Origin of the sequence: Pseudomonas sp. NFACC43 (assembly GCF_900119645.1) — a bacterium.
Classification (GTDB): domain Bacteria; phylum Pseudomonadota; class Gammaproteobacteria; order Pseudomonadales; family Pseudomonadaceae; genus Aquipseudomonas.
This window is the reverse complement of sequence record NZ_FPKK01000004.1, coordinates 268,982-290,512: the sequence shown is the minus strand read 5'-3', so window position 1 is coordinate 290,512 and position 21,531 is coordinate 268,982. Positions and strand designations below refer to the sequence as shown.

At 61.7% G+C, this 21,531-nt stretch carries 27 protein-coding genes; 16 read left to right on the top strand and 11 right to left on the bottom strand.

The annotated features are described in order from the left end of the window. Positions 1-44 precede the first annotated feature (44 nt). Both BT179_RS10040 and tldD read left to right on the top strand, forming a co-directional pair. Entirely contained in the window at positions 45-908 is an 864-nt protein-coding gene (locus tag BT179_RS10040; protein WP_072430759.1) for a carbon-nitrogen hydrolase family protein, read from the top strand. Between the two features lie 5 nt (positions 909-913). Further along, complete coding sequence (gene tldD / locus BT179_RS10035) at positions 914-2,356, top strand: metalloprotease TldD (RefSeq protein WP_072388408.1); 1,443 nt, start codon at positions 914-916, stop codon at positions 2,354-2,356. Positions 2,357-2,400: 44 nt separating this feature from the next. Here the strand turns inward: tldD and yjgA are convergent, their stop codons facing one another. Then, a complete protein-coding gene (gene yjgA / locus BT179_RS10030; protein ID WP_072388406.1) occupies positions 2,401-2,925 on the bottom strand; it encodes a ribosome biogenesis factor YjgA in 525 nt (174 codons plus the stop codon). Between the two features lie 152 nt (positions 2,926-3,077). On the opposite strand from yjgA, the gene pmbA reads away from it, so the two are divergent. From pmbA to BT179_RS10000, 6 genes are all read left to right on the top strand, one after another. Continuing rightward, positions 3,078-4,424: a metalloprotease PmbA gene (pmbA, locus tag BT179_RS10025; protein WP_072388404.1), complete on the top strand. Its 1,347-nt coding sequence runs from the start codon at positions 3,078-3,080 to the stop codon at positions 4,422-4,424. A 182-nt stretch (positions 4,425-4,606) separates the two neighbouring features. Beyond that, entirely contained in the window at positions 4,607-5,002 is a 396-nt protein-coding gene (locus BT179_RS10020) for a FagA protein (RefSeq protein ID WP_072388402.1), read from the top strand. Further along, on the top strand, positions 4,995-6,371 hold the full coding sequence (locus BT179_RS10015; RefSeq protein WP_072430760.1) for a class II fumarate hydratase: 1,377 nt from the start codon (positions 4,995-4,997) through the stop codon (positions 6,369-6,371). The genes BT179_RS10020 and BT179_RS10015 overlap by 8 nt, the downstream gene beginning before the upstream one ends. 27 nt (positions 6,372-6,398) lie before the next feature. After that, complete coding sequence (locus BT179_RS10010; protein WP_072430761.1) at positions 6,399-6,839, top strand: hypothetical protein; 441 nt, start codon at positions 6,399-6,401, stop codon at positions 6,837-6,839. Positions 6,840-6,841: 2 nt separating this feature from the next. Further along, positions 6,842-7,465: a superoxide dismutase gene (locus BT179_RS10005; RefSeq protein ID WP_072388397.1), complete on the top strand. Its 624-nt coding sequence runs from the start codon at positions 6,842-6,844 to the stop codon at positions 7,463-7,465. Positions 7,466-7,484: 19 nt separating this feature from the next. Continuing rightward, positions 7,485-8,375: a ZIP family metal transporter gene (locus tag BT179_RS10000; RefSeq protein ID WP_072430762.1), complete on the top strand. Its 891-nt coding sequence runs from the start codon at positions 7,485-7,487 to the stop codon at positions 8,373-8,375. A 230-nt stretch (positions 8,376-8,605) separates the two neighbouring features. Here the strand turns inward: BT179_RS10000 and BT179_RS09995 are convergent, their stop codons facing one another. The 10 genes from BT179_RS09995 to BT179_RS09950 form a co-directional block, all read right to left on the bottom strand. Then, positions 8,606-8,881 (bottom strand): HPr family phosphocarrier protein, encoded by a 276-nt coding sequence (locus BT179_RS09995; protein ID WP_072430763.1) that lies wholly within the window; start codon positions 8,879-8,881, stop codon positions 8,606-8,608. A gap of 15 nt (positions 8,882-8,896) precedes the next feature. Then, the gene (gene rapZ, locus BT179_RS09990) at positions 8,897-9,754 is read right to left on the bottom strand and encodes an RNase adapter RapZ (protein ID WP_072430764.1); all 858 of its coding nucleotides are present in this window, start codon (positions 9,752-9,754) and stop codon (positions 8,897-8,899) included. Between the two features lie 2 nt (positions 9,755-9,756). Further along, on the bottom strand, positions 9,757-10,221 hold the full coding sequence (gene ptsN / locus BT179_RS09985) for a PTS IIA-like nitrogen regulatory protein PtsN (RefSeq protein ID WP_072430765.1): 465 nt from the start codon (positions 10,219-10,221) through the stop codon (positions 9,757-9,759). 12 nt (positions 10,222-10,233) lie between these two features. Continuing rightward, a complete protein-coding gene (gene hpf / locus BT179_RS09980; RefSeq protein ID WP_072388387.1) occupies positions 10,234-10,542 on the bottom strand; it encodes a ribosome hibernation-promoting factor, HPF/YfiA family in 309 nt (102 codons plus the stop codon). A gap of 76 nt (positions 10,543-10,618) precedes the next feature. Further along, positions 10,619-12,115, bottom strand: coding sequence for an RNA polymerase factor sigma-54 (locus tag BT179_RS09975; RefSeq protein ID WP_072430766.1), 1,497 nt, complete (start codon positions 12,113-12,115; stop codon positions 10,619-10,621). Positions 12,116-12,270: 155 nt separating this feature from the next. Continuing rightward, positions 12,271-12,996: an LPS export ABC transporter ATP-binding protein gene (gene lptB / locus BT179_RS09970; protein ID WP_072388383.1), complete on the bottom strand. Its 726-nt coding sequence runs from the start codon at positions 12,994-12,996 to the stop codon at positions 12,271-12,273. Beyond that, complete coding sequence (gene lptA / locus BT179_RS09965; RefSeq protein WP_072388381.1) at positions 12,996-13,541, bottom strand: lipopolysaccharide transport periplasmic protein LptA; 546 nt, start codon at positions 13,539-13,541, stop codon at positions 12,996-12,998. The genes lptB and lptA overlap by 1 nt, the downstream gene beginning before the upstream one ends. After that, entirely contained in the window at positions 13,528-14,097 is a 570-nt protein-coding gene (gene lptC / locus BT179_RS09960) for an LPS export ABC transporter periplasmic protein LptC (protein WP_072388379.1), read from the bottom strand. The genes lptA and lptC overlap by 14 nt, the downstream gene beginning before the upstream one ends. A 7-nt stretch (positions 14,098-14,104) precedes the next feature. Continuing rightward, positions 14,105-14,629, bottom strand: coding sequence for a KdsC family phosphatase (locus BT179_RS09955; RefSeq protein WP_072388377.1), 525 nt, complete (start codon positions 14,627-14,629; stop codon positions 14,105-14,107). Further along, entirely contained in the window at positions 14,629-15,603 is a 975-nt protein-coding gene (locus BT179_RS09950) for a KpsF/GutQ family sugar-phosphate isomerase (RefSeq protein WP_072388375.1), read from the bottom strand. The genes BT179_RS09955 and BT179_RS09950 overlap by 1 nt, the downstream gene beginning before the upstream one ends. 276 nt (positions 15,604-15,879) lie before the next feature. Here BT179_RS09950 and BT179_RS09945 point away from each other — a divergent pair, with 276 nt between their 5' ends. From BT179_RS09945 to hisG, 8 genes are all read left to right on the top strand, one after another. Beyond that, positions 15,880-16,689, top strand: coding sequence for an ATP-binding cassette domain-containing protein (locus BT179_RS09945; protein WP_072388373.1), 810 nt, complete (start codon positions 15,880-15,882; stop codon positions 16,687-16,689). After that, positions 16,689-17,486, top strand: a complete 798-nt coding sequence (mlaE, locus tag BT179_RS09940; protein ID WP_072388371.1) for a lipid asymmetry maintenance ABC transporter permease subunit MlaE — start codon at positions 16,689-16,691, stop codon at positions 17,484-17,486. The genes BT179_RS09945 and mlaE overlap by 1 nt, the downstream gene beginning before the upstream one ends. Next, complete coding sequence (gene mlaD, locus BT179_RS09935) at positions 17,486-17,953, top strand: outer membrane lipid asymmetry maintenance protein MlaD (protein ID WP_072388369.1); 468 nt, start codon at positions 17,486-17,488, stop codon at positions 17,951-17,953. Before mlaE ends, mlaD begins: the two co-directional genes overlap by 1 nt. Positions 17,954-17,963: 10 nt before the next feature. Then, positions 17,964-18,617 (top strand): MlaC/ttg2D family ABC transporter substrate-binding protein, encoded by a 654-nt coding sequence (locus tag BT179_RS09930; RefSeq protein ID WP_072430767.1) that lies wholly within the window; start codon positions 17,964-17,966, stop codon positions 18,615-18,617. Between the two features lie 8 nt (positions 18,618-18,625). Then, positions 18,626-18,931 carry an STAS domain-containing protein gene (locus BT179_RS09925; protein ID WP_072388751.1) on the top strand — a complete coding sequence of 102 codons (306 nt, stop codon included), beginning with the start codon at positions 18,626-18,628 and terminating at the stop codon, positions 18,929-18,931. 115 nt (positions 18,932-19,046) lie between these two features. After that, positions 19,047-19,286 carry a BolA family protein gene (locus BT179_RS09920; RefSeq protein WP_072388365.1) on the top strand — a complete coding sequence of 80 codons (240 nt, stop codon included), beginning with the start codon at positions 19,047-19,049 and terminating at the stop codon, positions 19,284-19,286. Positions 19,287-19,312: 26 nt separating this feature from the next. Then, the gene (gene murA / locus BT179_RS09915; protein ID WP_072388363.1) at positions 19,313-20,578 is read left to right on the top strand and encodes a UDP-N-acetylglucosamine 1-carboxyvinyltransferase; all 1,266 of its coding nucleotides are present in this window, start codon (positions 19,313-19,315) and stop codon (positions 20,576-20,578) included. A gap of 255 nt (positions 20,579-20,833) precedes the next feature. After that, positions 20,834-21,469 carry an ATP phosphoribosyltransferase gene (gene hisG / locus BT179_RS09910; protein WP_047228656.1) on the top strand — a complete coding sequence of 212 codons (636 nt, stop codon included), beginning with the start codon at positions 20,834-20,836 and terminating at the stop codon, positions 21,467-21,469. Positions 21,470-21,531 lie beyond the last annotated feature (62 nt).

The window sequence follows — 21,531 nt, the reverse complement described above, 5'->3', positions numbered from 1 at the left end:
GCTCGCCCCCACAGGAGAATGATGCAGAAAATGAGGGAAACACCATGCCAGTCGCCGTGATTCAAATGGTCAGCCAGAGCGATGTGCTCTCCAATCTGGCCCGCGCCCGGGTACTGCTGGAGCAGGCCGCTGCCGGCGGCGCGAGACTGGCGGTACTGCCCGAGAATTTCGCGGCCATGGGACGGCGTGACATTGCCGACATCGGTCGCGCCGAAGCCTTTGGTCAGGGGCCGATCCTGCCCTGGTTGAAACAGGTCGCCCGCGACCTCAGGTTATGGATCGTGGCCGGGACGTTGCCCTTGCCGCCGGTGGATCGGCCCGAGGCCAAGGCCCATGCCTGTTCGCTGTTGATGGACGATCAGGGCCAGGTGGTGGCGCGCTACGACAAGCTGCACCTGTTCGACGTGGACGTGGCGGACAATCGGGGACGCTATCGTGAGTCGGATGACTATGCTTATGGCGGTAACGTGGTGGTCGCCGATACGCCCGTAGGGCGTGTGGGCCTGACGGTCTGCTATGACTTGCGTTTTCCGGAACTCTATAGCGAGCTCCGGGCTGCCGGGGCCGAGCTGATCACCGCGCCCTCGGCGTTCACGGCGGTCACCGGTGCCGCTCATTGGGAGGTGTTGATTCGCGCCCGGGCCATTGAAACCCAGTGCTACGTGCTGGCGGCCGCACAGGGTGGCGTGCATCCGGGGCCACGTGAAACCTTTGGCCACGCCGCCATCGTCGACCCGTGGGGGCGGGTGCTGGCGCACCAGGATCAAGGCGAAGCCGTGCTGCTGGCCGAGTTGGACAGCAGCGAACAGGCGTCCATCAGGGCGCGCATGCCGGTGGCAAGCCATCGGCGCTTTTTCTCGCAGGGCGCTCGACAGCGGCCTGTCCAAGACGACGAATTCAAGGCGTAGAACATATGAGCGGGTTGTTGTCCTCAGTCAGCGAACACCTTTTAGCCCCCGGCGGCGTGACCCTGGAAAGCCTGCAGAGCGTGCTGGGCGACCTGGCCGGCCCGGGCATCGATGCAGCCGACCTGTATTTCCAGGGGCAGATTTCCGAGTCCTGGTCCCTGGAAGACGGTATCGTCAAGGAAGGCAGTTTCAACCTTGACCAGGGGGTGGGTGTACGGGCCCAGTCCGGGGAAAAGACCGGTTTTGCCTACAGCAACGCCATCACCCTGGAAGCCCTCGCAGCTGCCGCCCGCGCGGCCCGCTCGATTTCCCGTGCCGGGCAGAACGGCAAGGTCCAGACATTCACCCGCCAGGACGTCGCGCAGTTGTATGCGCCGGACAACCCGCTTGAGGTGATGAGCCGCGCCGAAAAGGTCGAGCTGCTCAAGCGTATCGACGTCGCCACCCGTGCCCTGGACCCACGTATCCAGCAGGTGTCGGTGAGCATGGCCGGGGTCTGGGAGCGGATCCTGGTGGCCTCCACCGATGGCGGCCTGGCGGCGGACGTACGGCCACTGGTGCGTTTCAACGTCAGCGTGATCGTCGAGCAGAACGGTCGCCGCGAGCGTGGCGGCCACGGCGGTGGCGGACGTACCGACTACCGTTATTTCCTCAGCGAAGACCGCGCCATGGGCTACGCCCGCGAGGCGTTGCGCCAGGCCCTGGTCAACCTGGAAGCGATTCCGGCGCCGGCTGGCACGTTGCCAGTGGTGCTGGGGTCCGGCTGGTCCGGCGTGCTGCTGCATGAAGCGGTGGGCCATGGCCTGGAAGGGGATTTCAACCGCAAGGGCAGTTCGGCCTATAGCGGACGCATGGGCGAGATGGTCGCCTCGAAACTCTGCACCATTGTCGATGATGGCACCCTGGCCGGACGGCGCGGTTCATTGAGCGTCGATGACGAAGGCACCCCGACCGAATGCACCACGCTGATCGAAAACGGCGTGCTCAAGGGTTACATGCAGGACAAGCTCAACGCCCGGCTCATGGGCGTGGCCCGCACCGGCAACGGGCGCCGGGAATCCTACGCGCACCTGCCCATGCCGCGCATGACCAACACTTACATGCTGGGTGGCCAGAGCGACCCGGCTGAGATCATCGCTTCGGTGAAGAAAGGCATCTACTGCGCCAACCTCGGCGGCGGCCAGGTAGACATCACCAGCGGCAAGTTTGTGTTCTCCACCAGCGAGGCCTACCTGATCGAAGACGGCAAGATCACCGCGCCAGTCAAGGGCGCGACGCTGATCGGCAACGGACCGGAGGCGATGAGCAAGGTGTCGATGGTGGGTAACGACCTGGCGCTGGACAGCGGCGTGGGTACATGTGGCAAGGATGGGCAATCGGTGCCAGTGGGTGTCGGGCAGCCGACCCTGAAGATCGATGCGATTACCGTGGGTGGCACGGGCGCATGATGGGAGCGTCGGGTGGAGTGCAAGGCCTCCACCCGTGGCGCGACTCAGCGCAAACCGCGTTGAGTCTCGTCCAGCTCACGGATGTACTTGAAGATTTTACGGCTCGAGGCCGGTGGCTTGTTCTGCGCCAGTTCGTGCTGGGCCTGACGGATCAGGGAGCGCAATTGCTGGCGATCGGCCTCCGGGTACTCGATGACGAATTTTTCCAGGGTGCCGTCGTCGCCCGCGATCAGGCGATCACGCCAGCGCTCCAGGTTATGGAAGCGTTCGTTGTATTGCCGGGTGGAGGCATCGAGTTGATCGAGCAGGACCAGGATGGCGCTGGTGTCCTGATCTCGCATCAGTTTGCCGATGAACTGCAGGTGCCGTTTACGCGCGATGTTCGCGGTGTGCTTGGGCGCATCGGCCAGGGCCCGGCGCAGGGCGTCGGTCAGGGGCAGTTTGGCCAGCAAGTCGGGCTTGAGTGTCGTGAGGCGCTCGCCGAGGTCAACCAGAGCATGCAGCTCGCGTTTGACCTGGGATTTGCTTTTTTCGCCCTCGTAGAGGGAGTCGTCGTAAGAATCAACCATGGTGGCAGTCCGCAAAGAAACGCCGCCATGATAACCAGTCGGGGGCCGCTTGTCCGGCCCGGTCGCTCGAAGGCCTCGGGTTTGTATGAAAAGTCGCGCAGGCACTTTTCCCGCAGGCCCCGACCGAAAGCAGAATTTGAGTGGAGAACACCATGAGTGCAGTTCAAAGCGTCGGTCCGCAAGCATTGCCGGCACTGCAGGAACAAGTCGAGCAGATCCTCGCCGAAGCCCGGCGACAGGGCGCCAGCGCCTGCGAAGTGGCTGTGTCCCTGGAGCAGGGACTGTCGACGTCGGTGCGCCAGCGGGAGGTGGAGACCGTCGAGTTCAACCGCGACCAGGGTTTCGGTATCACCTTGTACGTGGGCCAGCGCAAGGGCTCGGCCAGCACTTCGGCCAGTGGTCCTGATGCCATCCGCGAAACCGTCGCCGCGGCACTGGCGATTGCCAGGCACACGTCCGAAGACGAAGCCTCGGGGTTGGCCGATGCGGCGCTGATGTGCAAGGAACAACCTGATTTCGACCTGTTTCACGCCTGGGATATCACGCCCGAGCAGGCCATCGAACAGGCGTTGCGCTGCGAGGCGGCGGCGTTCGATGCCGACAGCCGGATCCGGAACGCCGACGGTACGACGCTCAATACCCACCAGGGCTGCCGGGTCTACGGCAACAGTCACGGATTCATTGGTGGCTACGCCTCGACCCGTCACAGCCTCAGCTGCGTGATGATTGCCGAGGCCGACGGGCAGATGCAGCGCGACTACTGGTACGACGTGAACCGTCAGGGCAACCTGCTGGCGGACCCGGTGAGCATCGGCCAGAAAGCCGCACAGCGGGCGGCCAGCCGCCTGGGCGCGCGGCCGGTGCCGACCTGCGAAGTGCCGGTGCTGTTTGCCGCCGAACTGGCCGGTGGGCTGTTCGGCAGTTTCCTGTCGGCAGTGTCCGGCGGCAATCTGTATCGCAAGTCTTCGTTCCTCGAAGGCGCGCTGGGGCAGAAACTGTTTCCGGAATGGATGACGATCGATGAGCGGCCGCACCTGATGCGAGCCATGGGCAGTTCGGCCTTCGACGGCGATGGGCTGGCGACCTATGCCAAGCCGTTCGTGGAGAAGGGCGAGCTGGTGTCCTACATCCTGGGCACCTATTCGGGCCGTAAGCTCGGTATGCCGAGTACCGCCAATGCCGGTGGCGTGCACAACCTGTTCGTCAGCCATGGCGAAGAGGACCAGGCGGCCTTGCTGCGCCGCATGGGACGTGGGTTGCTGGTGACCGAACTGATGGGCCACGGCCTGAACATGGTGACTGGGGATTACTCCCGGGGGGCGGCGGGGTTCTGGGTCGAAAATGGCGAGATCCAGTTCCCGGTCCAGGAAGTGACCATCGCCGGCAACATGCGCGACATGTTCAAGCAGATCCTCGCCGTGGGGAACGACCTGGAACTGCGCAGCAACATCCGCACCGGTTCCGTGCTGATCGAACGGATGACGGTGGCGGGCAGCTGACCTGCCATCGCAATAAGGACGGCGCGTCATCCTAGCGGGTGACGCGCCTTTTTTTGTGTCCGCTTGACCCTATCTGGCCCAAGGACATGGGCTCCCGATGGCACAATCTGTTCCTTTCCAGACTTGTGTTGCTTCTTATTATCATCTAATAATGAATCTCATTTGCCGATTGAGCCCCGGTCATGAGTCCTGCCTTGCACGAACAGCCTTACCTTGAAAGCTGGCGCTGGATGAGTCGCCAGATCCGTTGCGCGATGAACCCGGACGAACCGCGGTTGATTGAGCATTACCTGGCTGAGGGGCGCTATCTGGCCTGTTGTACCGCCACTTCGCCATGGATGATCGGCGAAACGGCCTTTCGCTTGCTGCTCGACACCGCCTCGGATATCGCGCTGCCCTGGCACTGGCGGGCGCTCTGTCTTGACCAGGCCTGGCGGCCATTGCGCGATCTCGAACGCCAATCACTCTGCCAATGTCGCCTGAGGCGTTGGCAGAGCCATGCCTGGGCGCTGGCGACCTGTGTCCTGGCACCCTCCCTCTCTCTCAATGAACCGGTACAAGGATTTCCCGATGAGTAATACCCGTATCGAACGCGACAGCATGGGCGAGCTCCATGTCCCGGCAGATGCCCTGTACGGCGCGCAGACCCAGCGTGCCGTGGATAACTTCCCCATCAGTGGCCAGCGCATGCCGGCGGCGTTCATTCGCGCACTGATCCTGGCCAAGGCCGCCGCCGCCCGGGCCAACGTGGAGCTGGGACAGATCAGCGCGGCCCAGGGCAAAGCCATCGTCGATGCGGCCCAAGGGTTGCTCGAAGGTCATTTCATGGATCACTTCCCGGTGGATATCTTCCAGACCGGCTCCGGCACCAGTTCCAACATGAACGCCAACGAAGTGATCGCCACCCTCGCCAGCCGGCTGCTGGGAGAGACGGTCAATCCTAACGACCACGTCAACTGCGGGCAGAGCAGTAACGACATCATTCCCACCTGCATTCATGTCAGCGCCGCACTGGCCTTGCATGAGCAGTTGTTGCCGGCGCTGACACATCTTGTCCAGGTGATCGAGCGCAAGGCGGTGGCGGTTCATCCGTTCATCAAGACCGGTCGCACCCACCTGATGGATGCGATGCCGGTCCGCCTGAGCCAGGTGCTGGAGGGATGGGCGCAGCAGTTGAAAGCCAATATCGGCCATCTGCAGGACCTGCTGCCAAGCCTGCAGGCCCTGGCCCAGGGGGGCACTGCGGTGGGGACCGGGGTCAATGCCCACCCTCGCTTCGCCGAGCTGTTCAGCCAGCAGCTGACCTTGCTGACCCAGGTGCAATTCACTCCTGGCAAGAACCTGTTCGCCCTGATCGGTTCCCAGGACACCGCGGTGGCGGTTTCCGGGCAACTCAAGACCACGGCGGTGTCGTTGATGAAAATCGCCAACGACTTGCGCTGGATGAATTCCGGGCCCCTGGCTGGCCTGGGCGAGATCGAACTGGAGGGCTTGCAGCTGGGCTCCTCTATCATGCCCGGCAAGGTCAACCCGGTGATTGCGGAAGCCACCGCGATGGTCGCGACCCAGGTGATCGGCAACGACACGGTGATCACCGTGGCCGGCCAGTCGGGCAACTTCGAACTGAATGTGATGTTGCCGATCATCGCTCAGAACCTGCTGAGCAGCATCGCCTTGATGGCCAATGTCAGCCGGTTGCTGGCGGACAAGGCCATTGCCACCTTCAAGGTCAACGAGGCCAGGCTCAAGGAGGCGTTGTCGCGCAACCCGATCCTGGTTACAGCATTGAATCCGATCATCGGTTACCAGAAAGCCGCGCAAATCGCCAAGACGGCTTATCAACAAAGCCGCCCGGTCATCGATGTCGCCCTGGAACACACCGACCTGTCGCGTAGCGAACTGGAGGTCTTGCTGGACCCCGAGAAGCTCACGGCGGGCGGTGTGTAATTCCGATCCCTGTGTGGAGGACTCATCATGGAGCACTGGAAACGCACGATCGAACGAGCCAATCGTCATTTCATGCTGGGCGAACTGGTGGATGCCCGCGAAGCCTACCTGCAAGCCCTGGCCCTGGCGCAGGTGCTGTATGAGCGCTGGCCTGACGCCGACGAGGCCGTGGCCGCCTGCGTCGTCTCCCACCACAACCTGGCGGACTTGCACCTGCGCCTGAACCAGCCAGAGGAAAGCGCCGAATACTTGTGCGCCATCCATCAACGGTTGCTGCAGACCCTGCAGGACGAGCGCATGCCGACAGCGCTGCGTGCGGCCGCGATGCGCCAGAGCCACAGGACTTATGTCGAACTGCTGGGTTTCATCAGTGAACATGGCGAGTACCCCCGCACCCAACGGTTGCTCCAAAGCAAAGACACATCACTCTTGCACCGCAATGCCCCTCTTCATTATGGAGTTCATTGAAAATGGCTTTTACCTTGCCTGCGCTGCCTTACGCCTACGATGCCCTGGAGCCGCACATCGATGCGAAAACCATGGAGATCCACTACACGAAACACCACCAGACCTATATCAATAACCTCAACGCCGCGGTGGAGGGCAGCGAGTACGCCCAATGGCCCATCGAAAAACTGCTGGCCAGCGTGGAGCAGTTGCCGCAGAACCTGCGGGCGGCGGTGATCAATCAGGGCGGTGGCCATGCCAACCATTCCCTGTTCTGGGAAGTGATGTCCCCAGAGGGTGGCGGTCAACCGGACGGTGCGCTTGGCGCAGCGATCGAGACACAGCTGGGGGGCCTGGAGCGATTCAAGGAAGCGTTCACCAAGGCTGCGCTGAGCCGCTTCGGCAGCGGCTGGGCCTGGCTGAGCGTGACCCCGCAGAAGGCCCTGGTGGTGGAAAGCAGCGCCAACCAGGACAGCCCGCTGATGAACGGCAATACGCCGATCCTGGGCCTGGACGTGTGGGAGCACGCGTACTACCTGCTGTACCAGAACCGTCGGCCGGAATACATCAACGCTTTCTACAACGTGATCAACTGGCCTGAAGTCGCCCGGCGCTATCAGGCGGCGCTGGCATCGAGTCCTTCATGAACCCCCTCCAAGGCTGACTATGGATACTCAAACACTGGCGATTGGAAGCGGACGGATGTTCCGCTATGCCTTGGGGTCATTGCTGTTGTTGGCCGGGATGACGTTGCTGGCGGCCCAGGGCCTGGCGTGGCTGGACCTGGAGGCCAGGTTGCTGCGAGCCCTTCAAGGCGGCGGACTCTGTGCCTTGGGCACCGCGCTCGGGGCCGTGCCGGTGCTGGTCATCCGGCGTATGCCCCGGGCCGTGAGCGATTCGCTGCTGGGCTTCGGTGCCGGGGTGATGCTCGCTGCCACGGCGTTTTCGCTGATCGTGCCGGGCATTGCCGCAGCGGAGCAATTGGGGTTCACGCCTTGGGCCGCCAGTGGCCTTATCTGCTTTGGCATTCTGTCGGGGGCGTTAGGGCTGTACCTGGTGGACCGCAAGGTCTCGGCCAGCCCCGAGAGGCTGGTGGCAGCGCCAGGACGTCCGATCATCGCGCCGCGGATCTGGTTGTTCGTGTTCGCCATCATTGCCCACAACATTCCAGAAGGCATGGCGGTGGGCGTGTCGGCCGGGGGCGGCATGCCCGATGCCGACAGCCTGGCGATGGGGATCGCCTTGCAGGATGTCCCCGAAGGACTGGTGATCGCGCTGGTGCTGGCCACGGCGGGCATGTCGCGGGTCAAGGCGTTCCTGATTGGCGCGGCGTCTGGGCTGGTCGAGCCGGTGTTCGCGCTACTGTGCGCCTGGTTGGTGAGCCTGGCCGAGATGCTCTTGCCCCTGGGCCTGGCGTTGGCGGCAGGGGCGATGCTGCTGGTGGTGACCCACGAAGTCATTCCCGAATCCCGTCGCAATGGTCACGAGAAACTGGCGAGCCTGGGATTGTTGGTGGGGTTTTGCCTGATGATGGTGCTGGATACGGCGTTGGCGTGACAGGGGGAACCTGCGGGGCAGGTAGGTGGGGCAGGGATCAATCAGTGGCGGCCGGAATCAATCGGTGGCGAGGCGATTTATCCCCGCTGGGCTGCGAAGCAGTCCTGATATCTGTCACCGCCGAGCATCAGGTCGACTGAGCTCTTTTTGGGGGCTGCTTCGCAACCTGGCGGGGCAGTGCGACGATTCGCTAAATCCACTCACCAGCGGATCCCTCACCATAGGGGGGACTATTCCCCTTCGTCGAAGTAGTTGTTGATCAGGGCAACCAGCGCATCCATCGCTTCCTGGGCCTGTTCACCTTCCGTGCTCAGATGGATCCTGGTGCCTTTGCCCGCAGCCAGCATCATCATCGCCATGATGCTCTTGCCATCGACAGTTGACTCTGGCGTGCGCCCGACCCTGATCGTGGTATCTGGAAACTTACCCGCGACACCCACGAATTTCGCTGACGCGCGGGCATGCAAACCCAATTTATTAATGATTTCAATTTCCTGAGCAGGCATCGCGATGTGAATCCTTTAGCTGAGGTCGCGGTGGCGAACCTGGACATTCTTCAGGGTGGGTTGCAGGAGACGACCCAGGCGCTCGGTCAGGTAGACGGAACGATGATGACCACCGGTGCAGCCGATGGCGATGGTCACATAGGCGCGATTGCTCGCGGCGAAGCGGGGCAGCCACTTAAGCAGGTAGGCAGAGATGTCCTGGAACATGTCCTCGACATCCGGCTGGGCGGCCAGGTAGTCGATCACCGGCTGGTCCAGCCCGGACTGCTCGCGCAGTTCCGGTTTCCAGTAGGGATTGGGCAGGCAGCGCACATCGAATACCAGGTCGGCGTCCACCGGCATGCCGCGCTTGAACCCGAACGACTCGAGCAAAAACGCCGTGCCCGGCTCGGGCTGGTTCAGCAGGCGCAGCTTGATGGTGTCATGCAACTGATACAGGTTCAGGTGCGTGGTGTTGACCTTCAGGTCCGCCAGGTCGGCGATCGGCCCCAGCAACTGGCTTTCGTCGTGGATGGCTTCGGCCAGGGAGCGATTGGCATTGCTCAGTGGGTGGCGCCGACGGGTTTCGGAAAAGCGCTTGAGCAACGTTTCTTCATCGGCGTCCAGGTACAGCACGTCGCACTGGATGTGCTTGTTGCGAACTTCCTCGAGCAGCTCAGGGAAACGCGACAGGTGGCTGGGCAGGTTGCGTGCATCGATGGAGACCGCCACCAGCGGCTGCGCCAGCTCGGTATGGATCAGGGCCCGCTCGGCCAGCTCCGGCAGCAGCCCGGCCGGCAGGTTGTCGATGCAGTAGTAGCCATTGTCTTCGAGCACGTTGAGGGCTGTGCTTTTACCGGAGCCGGAACGGCCACTGACGATGATCAGGCGCATGTTCAATGACCGTTCTGTTCGTCCAGGACAACCTGATACAAGGCTTCGTTGCTCGGTGCGCTGCGCAGTTTGTCACGCACTTCCTTGCGGTCCAGCATGCTGGCGATCTGGCGCAGCAGTTCGAGGTGCGCGTCTGTGGCGGCTTCCGGGACCAGCAGCACGAACAGCAGGTCGACCGGTGCGCCGTCGATGGCGTCGAAATCGATGGGGGCTTCAAGGTGCAACAGCGCACTGATCGGTGCGGTACAACCCTTGAGGCGGCAGTGGGGAATGGCGATGCCGTTGCCGAAACCGGTGGAACCGAGTTTCTCACGGGCAACCAGGGCCTCGAAGACGTCCTGCATTTCCAGATCCCCGACTTCACGGTGGATCAGGTTGGCAATTTGTTCGAGGGCTTTCTTTTTACTGCCACCCGGCGCGTTCACCTGGGAACGGCCGGGGGTCAGGATGGTTTCTAGTCGGATCATGGATTGGGGGGATTAACGACCGGTTGCGCCCTGGAGGAGGCTCTGGGTCTTTTCCTTATGCTTTTTGAGTTGGCGATCCAGCTTGTCGGTCAGCAGGTCAATCGCGGCATACATGTCGTCATGCGACGCGTTGGCAACGACTTCTCCGCCGGGGATATGCAGCGTGGCTTCGATTTTCTGCAGAAGCTTCTCGACCGTCATGATGACTTGCACGTTGGTGATCTTGTCGAAATGCCCTTCGAGTTTCTTGAGCTTGAGCTCGACGTACTCGCGCAGAGGCTTGGTCACTTCCAGTTGGTGTCCACTGATGTTGACTTGCATACAGCTTCTCCTTCGTTGCCAGTGCATAAAGCGGCAGGCAGAAATGCCTGCCACTGGAACGCTGTGGCGTGGCCTGTTACATCAACCGCTTGCGTTCGCTCGAAGGCGCGATCCCGAGGGATTCACGGTATTTGGCGACGGTACGGCGGGCCACCTGAATGCCTTGTGCCTCCAGTAAACCAGCGATCTTGCTGTCACTCAACGGCTTTTTCTGATTTTCCGCTGCCACCAGTTTCTTGATGATCGCGCGGATGGCCGTGGACGAGCATTCGCCGCCTTCGGAGGTGCTGACGTGGCTGGAGAAAAAGTATTTCAGTTCATAGATACCCCGTGGGGTATGCATGAATTTCTGGGTGGTCACCCGGGAAATCGTCGATTCGTGCATGCCCACCGCCTCGGCGATGTCATGCAGGACCAACGGCTTCATCGCTTCGTCGCCGTAGTCCAGGAAACCGCGCTGATGTTCGACGATCTGGGTGGCAACCTTCATCAGGGTCTCGTTGCGGCTCTGCAGGCTCTTGATGAACCAGCGCGCCTCCTGCAACTGGTTGCGCATGAAGGTGTTGTCGGCGCTGGTGTCGGCGCGCCTCACGAATCCGGCGTACTGGGCATTGACCCGCAGCTTGGGGACCGCTTCCTGGTTCAGCTCCACCAGCCAGCGATCGTTGTGCTTGCGCACGATCACGTCGGGGACTACGTATTCTGGCTCGGTAGTCTCGATCTGCGAGCCTGGACGCGGGTTCAGGCTCTGGACCAGTTCGATCACCTGGCGCAGTTCATCTTCCTTGAGTTTCATGCGCCGCATCAACTGGCTGTAGTCACGGCCGCCCAGCAAGTCGATGTAGTCGCTGACCAGTCGCTTGGCTTCGGCCAGCCAAGGGGTCTTGGCGGGCAACTGACGCAGCTGCAGCAACAGGCATTCGCCCAGGTTGCGGGCGCCGATGCCGGCCGGTTCGAACTGCTGGATGCGATGCAGAACGGCTTCGATCTCATCCAGCTCGATGTCCAGCTCGGGGTCGAAGGCCTCGAGGATTTCTTCGAGGGTCTCGTCCAGGTAACCCTGGTTGTTGATGCAGTCGATCAGGGTCACCGCGATCAGGCGATCGGTATCGGACATCGGCGCCAGGTTCAGCTGCCACAAGAGATGGCTTTGCAGGCTCTCGCCGGCGGACGTACGGGTGGTGAAGTCCCACTCGTCGTCATCGCTGCTGGGCAGGCTGCTGGCGCTGGTCTGGTAGACATCTTCCCAGGCCGTGTCCACGGGGAGGTCGTTGGGGATGCGTTCGTTCCATTCGCCATCCTCCAGGTTATCCACCGTGGGGGCGGACTCCTCCTGATAGGACGGTTCCTGGATCTCGGTACTGGTTTTCTGTTCGACGTTGTCGGCCAGTGGGTCGGAGTTATCGAAGTCGTCGCCTTCTTCCTGGCGTTCGAGCATCGGATTGGACTCCAGGGCCTCCTGGATTTCCTGTTGCAGGTCCAGGGTCGACAATTGGAGCAGGCGGATGGCCTGTTGCAGCTGCGGTGTCATCGTCAGCTGCTGGCCCATTCTCAAGACTAGCGATGGTTTCATGGCAGGGGCTTAACACCTTATTCGCCGGCGCACATGCGCCATCCACTACATGGCGCCGGAGCGCCAAACCTTAAGCAAATTATATGCCTGAAACTGAAGTGTTTGCCTAGCAATAAAATTAGCGGTGCCGGGCCAATTTGCCAGGCACCTTGTGCTTACAAGCGGAACTCATGACCCAGATACACTTCCTTGACCAGTTCGTTGGCCAGGATGGTGGTAGCGTCGCCTTCGGCGATCAGCTGCCCATCATTGACGATGTAGGCGGTTTCACAGATGTCCAGGGTCTCGCGCACGTTGTGGTCGGTGATCAGTACGCCGATCCCCTTGGCCTTGAGGTGGTGGATGATCTGTTTGATGTCGCCTACCGAAATCGGGTCCACGCCGGCGAACGGTTCGTCGAGCAGGATGAATTTCGGTGAGGTGGCCAGGGCGCGGGCGATTTCCACCCGGCGTCGTTCGCCACCGGACAGGCTCATGCCCAGGTTGTCGCGGATGTGGCTGATGTGGAATTCCTGCAACAGGCTCTCCAGCTCCTGGCGGCGGCCTGCCTTGTCGAGGTCCTTGCGGGTCTCGAGGATCGCCATGATGTTGTCGGCGACCGACAGCTTGCGGAAGATCGACGCTTCCTGCGGCAGATAGCCGATGCCGGCTTTCGCCCGACCATGCATGGGCTGGTGGCTGACGTCCAGGTCGTCGATCAGTACGCGGCCCTGATCGGCCTGGACCAGGCCGACGATCATGTAGAAGCAGGTGGTCTTGCCTGCGCCGTTGGGGCCAAGCAGGCCGACGATCTGCCCGCTATCGATGGACAGGCTGACATCACGCACGACCTGGCGGCCCTTGTAGCTCTTGGCCAGGTGCTGAGCTTTCAGAGTTGCCATTACTGGGCCTTCTGCTCGGTTTTCTTTTTCGGCTGGATGACCATGTCGATCCGTGGGCGCTGCTCGGTCACCTTGTTACCGGTGGCGCGACCCGCGCTGGCGAGTTTCTTGTTCGTGTCGTAGACGATCTTTTCGCCCTGGGTGGTGTTGCCATCCTTGTCGATGACCTTGGCTCGGTCGATCAGCACGACGCGGTCCTGGGAGGCATGGTACTGGATGGTCACGCCGTAGCCCTGGACAGGCTTGGTGTCGCCCGCGGTCTGCAGCTGTTCGAAATAGGCCAGGTTGCCCACCGAGGTCACCACGTCGATATCCCCGGACTGGGTGCGGGTGATGGTCACGGTATTGCCGGTCACCTTCATCGAACCCTGGGTAATGATCACGTCACCCTTGTAGGTGGCCACGCCATTCTTGTCGTCCAGCTGGGCGTCGTCGGCCTGGATGCGGATAGGCTGATCGCGGTCGTTGGGGAGGGACCAGGCGCTCGCGCTTCCCAGTGCTGCGCCCAGACTGAGCAAAATAGGGAGGGTTTTAGCGAGCTTCATACTGTCCTCTTACGTTCGATAGCAGGTGTATCCTGCTTTCCTTCAGATACGCTTTCATTCCAGTGCCGGTCGACACACCGCCGGCGCCGTCGATTCTAACGGGTTGCTCGGTCTGCGCATATTCTTGCTGCGGGAACACTGTCATCCGGCTGCTGGTGATGATGGTCGTACGGTTCTTCTCATCGGTGCGAGCCACGCGTACCGAATCGATGAGCTCCACTTCGGTGCCGCCGGAATTGACTTCGGCACGCTTGCTTTGCACATGCCACGGGAAATCGGTGCCACGAAACATGTTCAGGTCCGGCGTGGTCACCAGCGTGATGTCGGTGGCCTTGACGTGATCGACCTTGTCGGCCGTCATTTCGTATTGCACCTTGCCATCGGGCAGGTACTGAAGGGTGTGCGTGTTGGTCGCATACCAGTCGATCTTTTCCTCGACCTGGGCCGCAGGCTGGTCGAGGAAGCGTTCCGGGCTGATGTTCCAATAGCCCACCGCCGCGAAAATCGCCGCGATACAGCCGAACACCACGATGGTGCGAATCTTCTTACTCAGCATAAATGGCTCACAGGTACGCGGCGTTGGCCGCTTCGAGGCGGCCCTGGGCGCGCAGGATCAGTTCACAGAATTCACGGGCCGCGCCTTCGCCGCCCCGTGCCGTGGTGACGCCGTGGGCATGCTCACGTACGAAGCTGGCCGCGTTGGCCACCGCCATGCCCAGGCCGACCCGACGGATCACCGGCAGGTCCGGCAGGTCGTCACCGAGGTAGGCCACCTGTTCATAGCTTAGGTTGAGTTGGCCCAGAAGCTCGTCCAGCACCACCAGTTTGTCCTCGCGTCCCTGGTATAGATGGGGGATGCCGAGGTTCTTCGCGCGTCGCTCGACCACCGGGGTCTTGCGGCCACTGATGATGGCGGTCTGCACGCCGGCGGCCATCAGCATCTTGATGCCTTGGCCGTCGAGCGTATTGAAGGTCTTGAATTCGCTGCCATCTTCCAGGAAGTACAGGCGGCCATCGGTGAGCACGCCGTCAACGTCGAAAACGGCGAGCTTGATATCTTTACCGCGTTGCAGCAGGTCGGTCGTCATTACATTACTCCGGCACGCAGCAGGTCGGACAGATTGAAGGCGCCGATCGGGCGGTCCTCGTCATCCACGACCACCAGTGCATTGATCCTGTGGTCTTCCATGATCTTCAAGGCTTCGGCGGCGAGCATGTCGGCGCGGGCCGTCTTGCCGTGGAGGGTCATGACCTCATCGATAGTGGCATTGCGGATGTCGATGGCGCGGTCAAGGGTGCGGCGCAGGTCGCCGTCAGTGAAGACTCCGGCGAGCTTGCCGTCGGCTTCGAGAATCACCGTCATGCCAAGCCCTTTGCGGGTCATTTCCATGAGAGCGTCCTTGAGGAGCGTACCGCGCTGGACTCGAGGCAGCTCTTCCCCGGCGTGCATCACGTTTTCGACTTTCAGCAACAGGCGACGGCCCAGGGCTCCGCCGGGATGGGAGAACGCGAAATCCTCGGCGGTGAAGCCCCTGGCCTCCAGCAAGGCCACGGCCAGGGCGTCACCCATGACCAGCGCCGCGGTGGTGGAGGAGGTCGGGGCAAGGTTCAACGGGCAGGCTTCGTGCTCGACATGCACGTTGAGGTTCACCTCGGCGGCCTTGGCCAGGGGCGAAGCCGGATTGCCGGTGATGCTGATCATCTGGATGCCAAGGCGCTTGATCAGCGGCAACAGCGTGAGGATTTCATTGGTCGAGCCCGAGTTGGACAGGGCCAGGATGACATCGTCCCGGGTGATCATGCCCATGTCGCCGTGGCTGGCCTCGGCCGGGTGGACGAAAAATGCCGTGGTGCCGGTGCTGGCCAGGGTGGCGGCGATCTTGTTGCCGATATGTCCGGACTTGCCCATGCCGACCACGACGACGCGGCCCTTGCTGGCCAGAATCATCTCGCAGGCGCGTACGAAATCAGCGTCGATATGGGGCAGCAAGCCTTGCACGGCTTCGAGCTCGAGGCGGATGGTACGTTGTGCCGATTGAATCAGGTCGCTGGATTGGCTCATGTCAGAAATCGTATAGCCCGATGAAAAGGCGGCGATTATAGCGGCAATGAACAATTCACTCACGCTAGTTCGTCACGCTTTATGCGAAGACCTCGCCAGGTTTGTCATAAACCTGGGGCTTCTACCTTAATCCACGCTTAACCGCAGGGGGGTAACCCTTGGGCGCTTGGGTGTTGCAGTGCTATAGTTCGCCGCCGATTCGAATGCCCGGCAGTACCGACATCTGGCCGGCTGGCCAGGGCATCCGGATGTGAGGCTGCATCGCAAGGAGTTTAGATGAGTGCCGACAACGCCTACGCGGTCGAGCTGAAGGGGCTGTCCTTCAAGCGAGGGACGCGCAGCATTTTCAATGATATCGATATTCGTATCCCGCGCGGCAAGGTAACCGGCATCATGGGGCCTTCCGGGTGCGGCAAGACCACGTTGCTGCGCCTGATGGGAGCCCAGCTGCGCCCCAGTGCCGGCGAAGTCTGGGTCAATGGCCAGAATATTCCGAAGCTTTCGCGCAGCGACCTGTTCGATGCGCGCAAGCACATGGGCGTGCTGTTCCAGAGCGGCGCATTGTTCACCGATCTGGATGTGTTCGAGAACGTGGCATTCCCGCTGCGGGTCCATACCGACCTGCCGGAAGAGATGATCCGCGACATCGTGCTGCTCAAGTTGCAGGCGGTCGGGCTGCGGGGGGCCATCGATCTGATGCCGGACGAGCTGTCCGGCGGCATGAAGCGCCGTGTGGCACTGGCGCGGGCGATTGCCCTCGACCCGAAGATCCTCATGTATGACGAGCCCTTCGTCGGCCAGGACCCCATCGCCATGGGCGTGCTGGTACGGCTGATCCGCCTGCTCAACGATGCGCTGGGTATCACCAGTATCGTGGTCTCCCACGATCTGGCCGAAACCGCCAGTATCGCGGACTACATCTATGTGATCGGTGATGGCCAGGTCCTGGGGCAGGGCACGCCCCAGGAACTCAAGGCCTCGGACAACCCGCGCATTCGCCAATTCATGAAGGGTGATGCGGACGGCCCGGTGGCGTTCCATTTTCCGGCCACGGATTACCGTACCGATCTGCTGGGGAAGCGCTGATGCGCAAGAAATCGCTGATAGAAAGAATTCGCCTGTTCGGGCGCTCCGGCATCGACGTACTGGCGGTGCTGGGCCGCTCGACGCTGTTCCTGGTCCATGCCTTGTTCGGGCGCAACTCGACAGGCGGTGGTTTTGGCCTGCTGGTCAAGCAATTGCATTCGGTAGGCGTGATGTCCCTGGTGATCATCGTGGTCTCCGGGATCTTCATCGGCATGGTGCTGGCGCTGCAGGGCTTCAATATCCTGTCCAGCTATGGTTCGGAGCAGGCGGTGGGGCAGATGGTTTCCCTGACGCTGCTGCGCGAGCTCGGCCCCGTGGTCACCGCGCTGCTGTTCGCCGGGCGCGCGGGTTCGGCGCTGACGGCCGAGATCGGCAACATGAAGTCCACCGAGCAACTGTCCAGCCTGGAAATGATCGGTGTCGACCCGCTCAAGTACATTATCGCCCCACGCCTGTGGGCCGGATTCATTTCCCTGCCGGTGCTGGCGATGATCTTCAGCGTCGTCGGGATCTGGGGTGGCTCCTGGGTCGCCGTCGACTGGCTGGGGGTCTATGAAGGTTCCTACTGGTCCAATATGCAGAACAGCGTCGATTTTCTCGATGACGTGCTCAACGGCATCATCAAGAGCGCGGTGTTCGCTTTCGTGGTGACCTGGATCGCCGTGTTTCAAGGCTATGACTGTGAGCCCACGTCAGAGGGGATCAGCCGTGCCACAACCAAGACCGTGGTGTACGCCTCGCTGGCCGTCCTGGGCCTTGACTTTATTCTGACCGCCTTGATGTTTGGAGATTTCTGATGCAAAACCGCACCCTGGAAATCGGTGTCGGCCTTTTCCTGCTGGCTGGCATCCTGGCTTTGCTGCTGCTGGCCTTGCGGGTCAGTGGCTTGGCGCCGACCGCCAACACCGATACCTATAAACTCTATGCTTATTTCGACAATATCGCCGGTTTGACGGTCAGAGCCAAAGTGACCATGGCCGGTGTGACCATCGGCAAGGTCACGGCAATCGATCTGGATCGCGACACGTTCACCGGCCGGGTGACCCTGCAACTGGAGAAGCGGGTGGACAACCTGCCGACCGACTCCACTGCATCGATCCTCACTGCCGGCCTGCTGGGCGAGAAATACATCGGTATCAGCGTGGGCGGGGAAGAAACCCTGCTCAAGGACGGTGGCACCATCCACGATACGCAATCATCGTTGGTGCTTGAGGATCTTATCGGGAAATTCCTGCTCAATACCGTTAGCAAAGAAGCCAAATAAGGAGCTTTCGATGATTTCCATCCTGCGACGCACCCTGTTGGTCCTGCTGGCGGCCTTGCCGTTGATGGCCAATGCCGTGGCGGCGCCTTCGGCGCACGACATCATCCAGGACACCACGAACCGGTTGTTGGCCGACCTTTCGGCCAACAAGGAAAAATACAAGCAGGATCCTGGCGCCTTCTATGACGCGCTCAATGGCATCGTCGGTCCCGTGGTGGACGCCGACGGTATCTCCCGCAGCATCATGACCGTCAAGTACTCGCGCAAGGCGTCCCCGGAGCAGATGTCCCGCTTCCAGGAAAACTTCAAGCGCAGCCTGATGCAGTTCTATGGCAACGCGCTGCTCGAATACAACAACCAGGGCATCACCGTTTCGCCGGCCAAGGACGAAAGCGGCACCCGTACCAGCGTCGACATGCAGGTCAAGGGCAACAACGGTGCGATCTACCCGGTGTCCTATACGCTCGAGAAGCTGAACGGCGAGTGGAAGGTGCGTAACGTGATCATCAACGGCATCAATATCGGCAAGCTGTTCCGCGAACAGTTCGCCGACGCGATGCAGCGCAATGGCAACGACCTGGACAAGACCATCAACGGCTGGGCCGGTGAAGTCGCCAAGGCCAAGGAAGTGGCCGAAGAAGCCAAAGAGAAGCAGGAACAATGAACGAGACGGTGAGCGAGTCGGCCGTCCGTCTGGGCGAGGGTGGTGAATTGCTGCTCAGCGGCGTGCTGGATTACCGCACCGGCCCGGCCCTGCGCAAGCAGGGCCAGGCGCTGATCAAGTCCGCCAGCGCCACCGAACTGGTCTTCGACTGCTCGGCGGTGCACAAGTCCAGCAGCGTCGGGCTGTCCCTGCTGCTGTGCTTCATGCGGGACGCCCAGGCGGCCGGCAAGGCCTGGAGCATCCGTGGCATGCCCGATGACATGCGTGAGATCGCCCAGGTCAGCGAACTGACCGAGTTGCTGGTACATTCCTGAGACACACCCTGGAAACAAGCCCCCCGTCAGAGTCCGGCTTCGCGGGGTTCGCAGGCGCGGGGCTTTTTTGTATGATGTGCGACCCGCGCGCACTGGGCGCCGATTGAGGTTGAGCATGCAGGCTTACGAAGTGAAGCACTTTCTTGAGGGAAAGCTGCCAGGTACGCAGGTGGAAGTGGAAGGCGAAGGCTGCAACTTCCAGTTGAACGTTATCAGCGATGAACTGGCGGCGTTGACCCCGGTGAAGCGCCAGCAGAGCATCTATGCCCATTTGAACCCATGGATCGCCGATGGCAGCATCCACGCGGTCACGATGAAATTTTTCAGCAGCGCGGCCTGGGCCGATCGCACCTGAGCCCACGGGCCTCGAGATTCTTCTTAATGGATAAACTGATTATTACCGGCGGCGTTCGTCTCGATGGCGAAATCCGTATTTCCGGGGCAAAGAACTCCGCCCTGCCGATCCTGGCCGCGACCCTGCTGTGCGATGGCCCGGTGACCGTGGCCAACCTGCCGCACCTGCACGACATCACCACGATGATCGAGCTGTTCGGCCGCATGGGCATCGAGCCTGTCATCGACGAGAAACTCAGCGTCGAGATCGATCCGCGCACCATCAAGACCCTGGTCGCCCCGTATGAGCTGGTCAAGACCATGCGGGCCTCGATCCTGGTGCTGGGCCCGATGGTCGCCCGCTTCGGCGAAGCCGAAGTCGCCCTGCCGGGTGGCTGCGCCATCGGCTCGCGTCCTGTGGACCTGCACATCCGTGGCCTGGAAGCCATGGGCGCGGTCATCGACGTCGAAGGCGGCTACATCAAGGCCAAGGCACCTGAAGGTGGCTTGCGCGGTGCGCACTTCTTCTTCGACACCGTCAGCGTGACCGGTACCGAGAACATCATGATGGCTGCCGCGCTGGCCCGTGGTCGCAGCGTGCTGCAAAACGCCGCCCGCGAGCCCGAAGTGGTGGACCTGGCGAACTTCCTGATCGCCATGGGCGCTAAGATCAGCGGTGCCGGCACCGATACCATCACCATCGATGGTGTCGAGCGCCTGCACTCGGCGACCTACAAAGTGATGCCGGACCGGATCGAAACCGGCACCTACTTGGTGGCCGCTGCGGTCACCGGTGGCCGCGTCAAGGTCAAGGACACCGATCCGACCATCCTCGAGGCCGTCCTTGAGAAGCTCAAGGAAGCCGGCGCCGAAGTCACTTGCGGCGAAGACTGGATCGAGGTGAACATGCACGGCAAGCGGCCCAAGGCTGTCAACGTGCGGACCGCTCCATACCCGGCGTTCCCGACCGACATGCAGGCGCAGTTCATCTCCCTCAACGCGATTGCCGAAGGCACGGGCGCGGTGATCGAGACGATCTTCGAGAACCGCTTCATGCACGTCTATGAACTGCACCGCATGGGCGCCAAGATCCAGGTCGAAGGCAACACCGCCATCGTGACCGGCACCGAGAAACTCAAGGGTGCACCAGTGATGGCCACCGACCTGCGGGCCTCGGCCAGCCTGGTCATCTCGGCCCTGGTCGCCGAAGGCGATACCCTGATCGATCGCATCTACCACATCGACCGTGGCTACGAATGCATCGAAGAGAAGCTGCAGATGCTGGGCGCCAAGATCCGCCGCGTGCCGGGCTAGTTGGAAAGTGATTGCGGGGCGATCAGGCAAGGCGAAAACAGGCGAGGAACGGCCGGGGTCGCGCCCGACTTGACTGGTTGTCAATGAGCATCCGAGCCTGTTTTCAACGCAGTATGATTGTCGCGCAGGCACTTTGCGTGGGCACAAGGATGTGCCCGTTGATTTCGTTTCAGGTCGAGGGTGTTTGCACCCTCGATGTGTGTCCGGCGCCGCTTGCGACCGGGCATGAGTACCTTGATAAGGACTGACGTTTCCATGTTGACCATCGCACTGTCCAAGGGCCGCATCCTTGACGACACCTTGCCGCTTCTGGCTGAAGCGGGCATCGTGCCGACCGAGAATCCGGACAAGAGCCGCAAGCTGATCATCCCCACGACCCAGGCCGACGTGCGCTTGCTGATCGTGCGTGCCACCGACGTGCCGACCTATGTGGAGCATGGCGCCGCCGACCTGGGGGTCGCCGGCAAGGACGTGCTGATGGAATACGGTGGCCAGGGCCTCTACGAACCCCTTGACCTGCGAATCGCCCGCTGCAAGCTGATGACCGCCGGCAAGGTCGGCGCACCAGAGCCCAAGGGGCGCCTGCGGGTGGCGACCAAGTTCGTCAACATTGCCAAGCGTTATTACGCCGAGCAGGGCCGTCAGGTCGATATCATCAAACTGTACGGTTCGATGGAGCTGGCGCCGCTGATCGGTCTGGCGGACAAGATCATCGACGTGGTCGACACCGGCAACACCTTGCGGGCCAACGGCCTGGAGCCCCAGGATTTCATCGCGGACATCACCTCTCGGCTGATCGTCAACAAGGCATCGATGAAAATGCAGCACGCCCGTATCCAGGCCTTGATCGATACCCTGCGCAAGGCAGTGGAATCGCGACACCGCGGCTGATTCACCCGCGCGGCCTCGGTCGCGCCCGTCTATCCGCGTCATAGCCAATTTTCTCAGGTGCC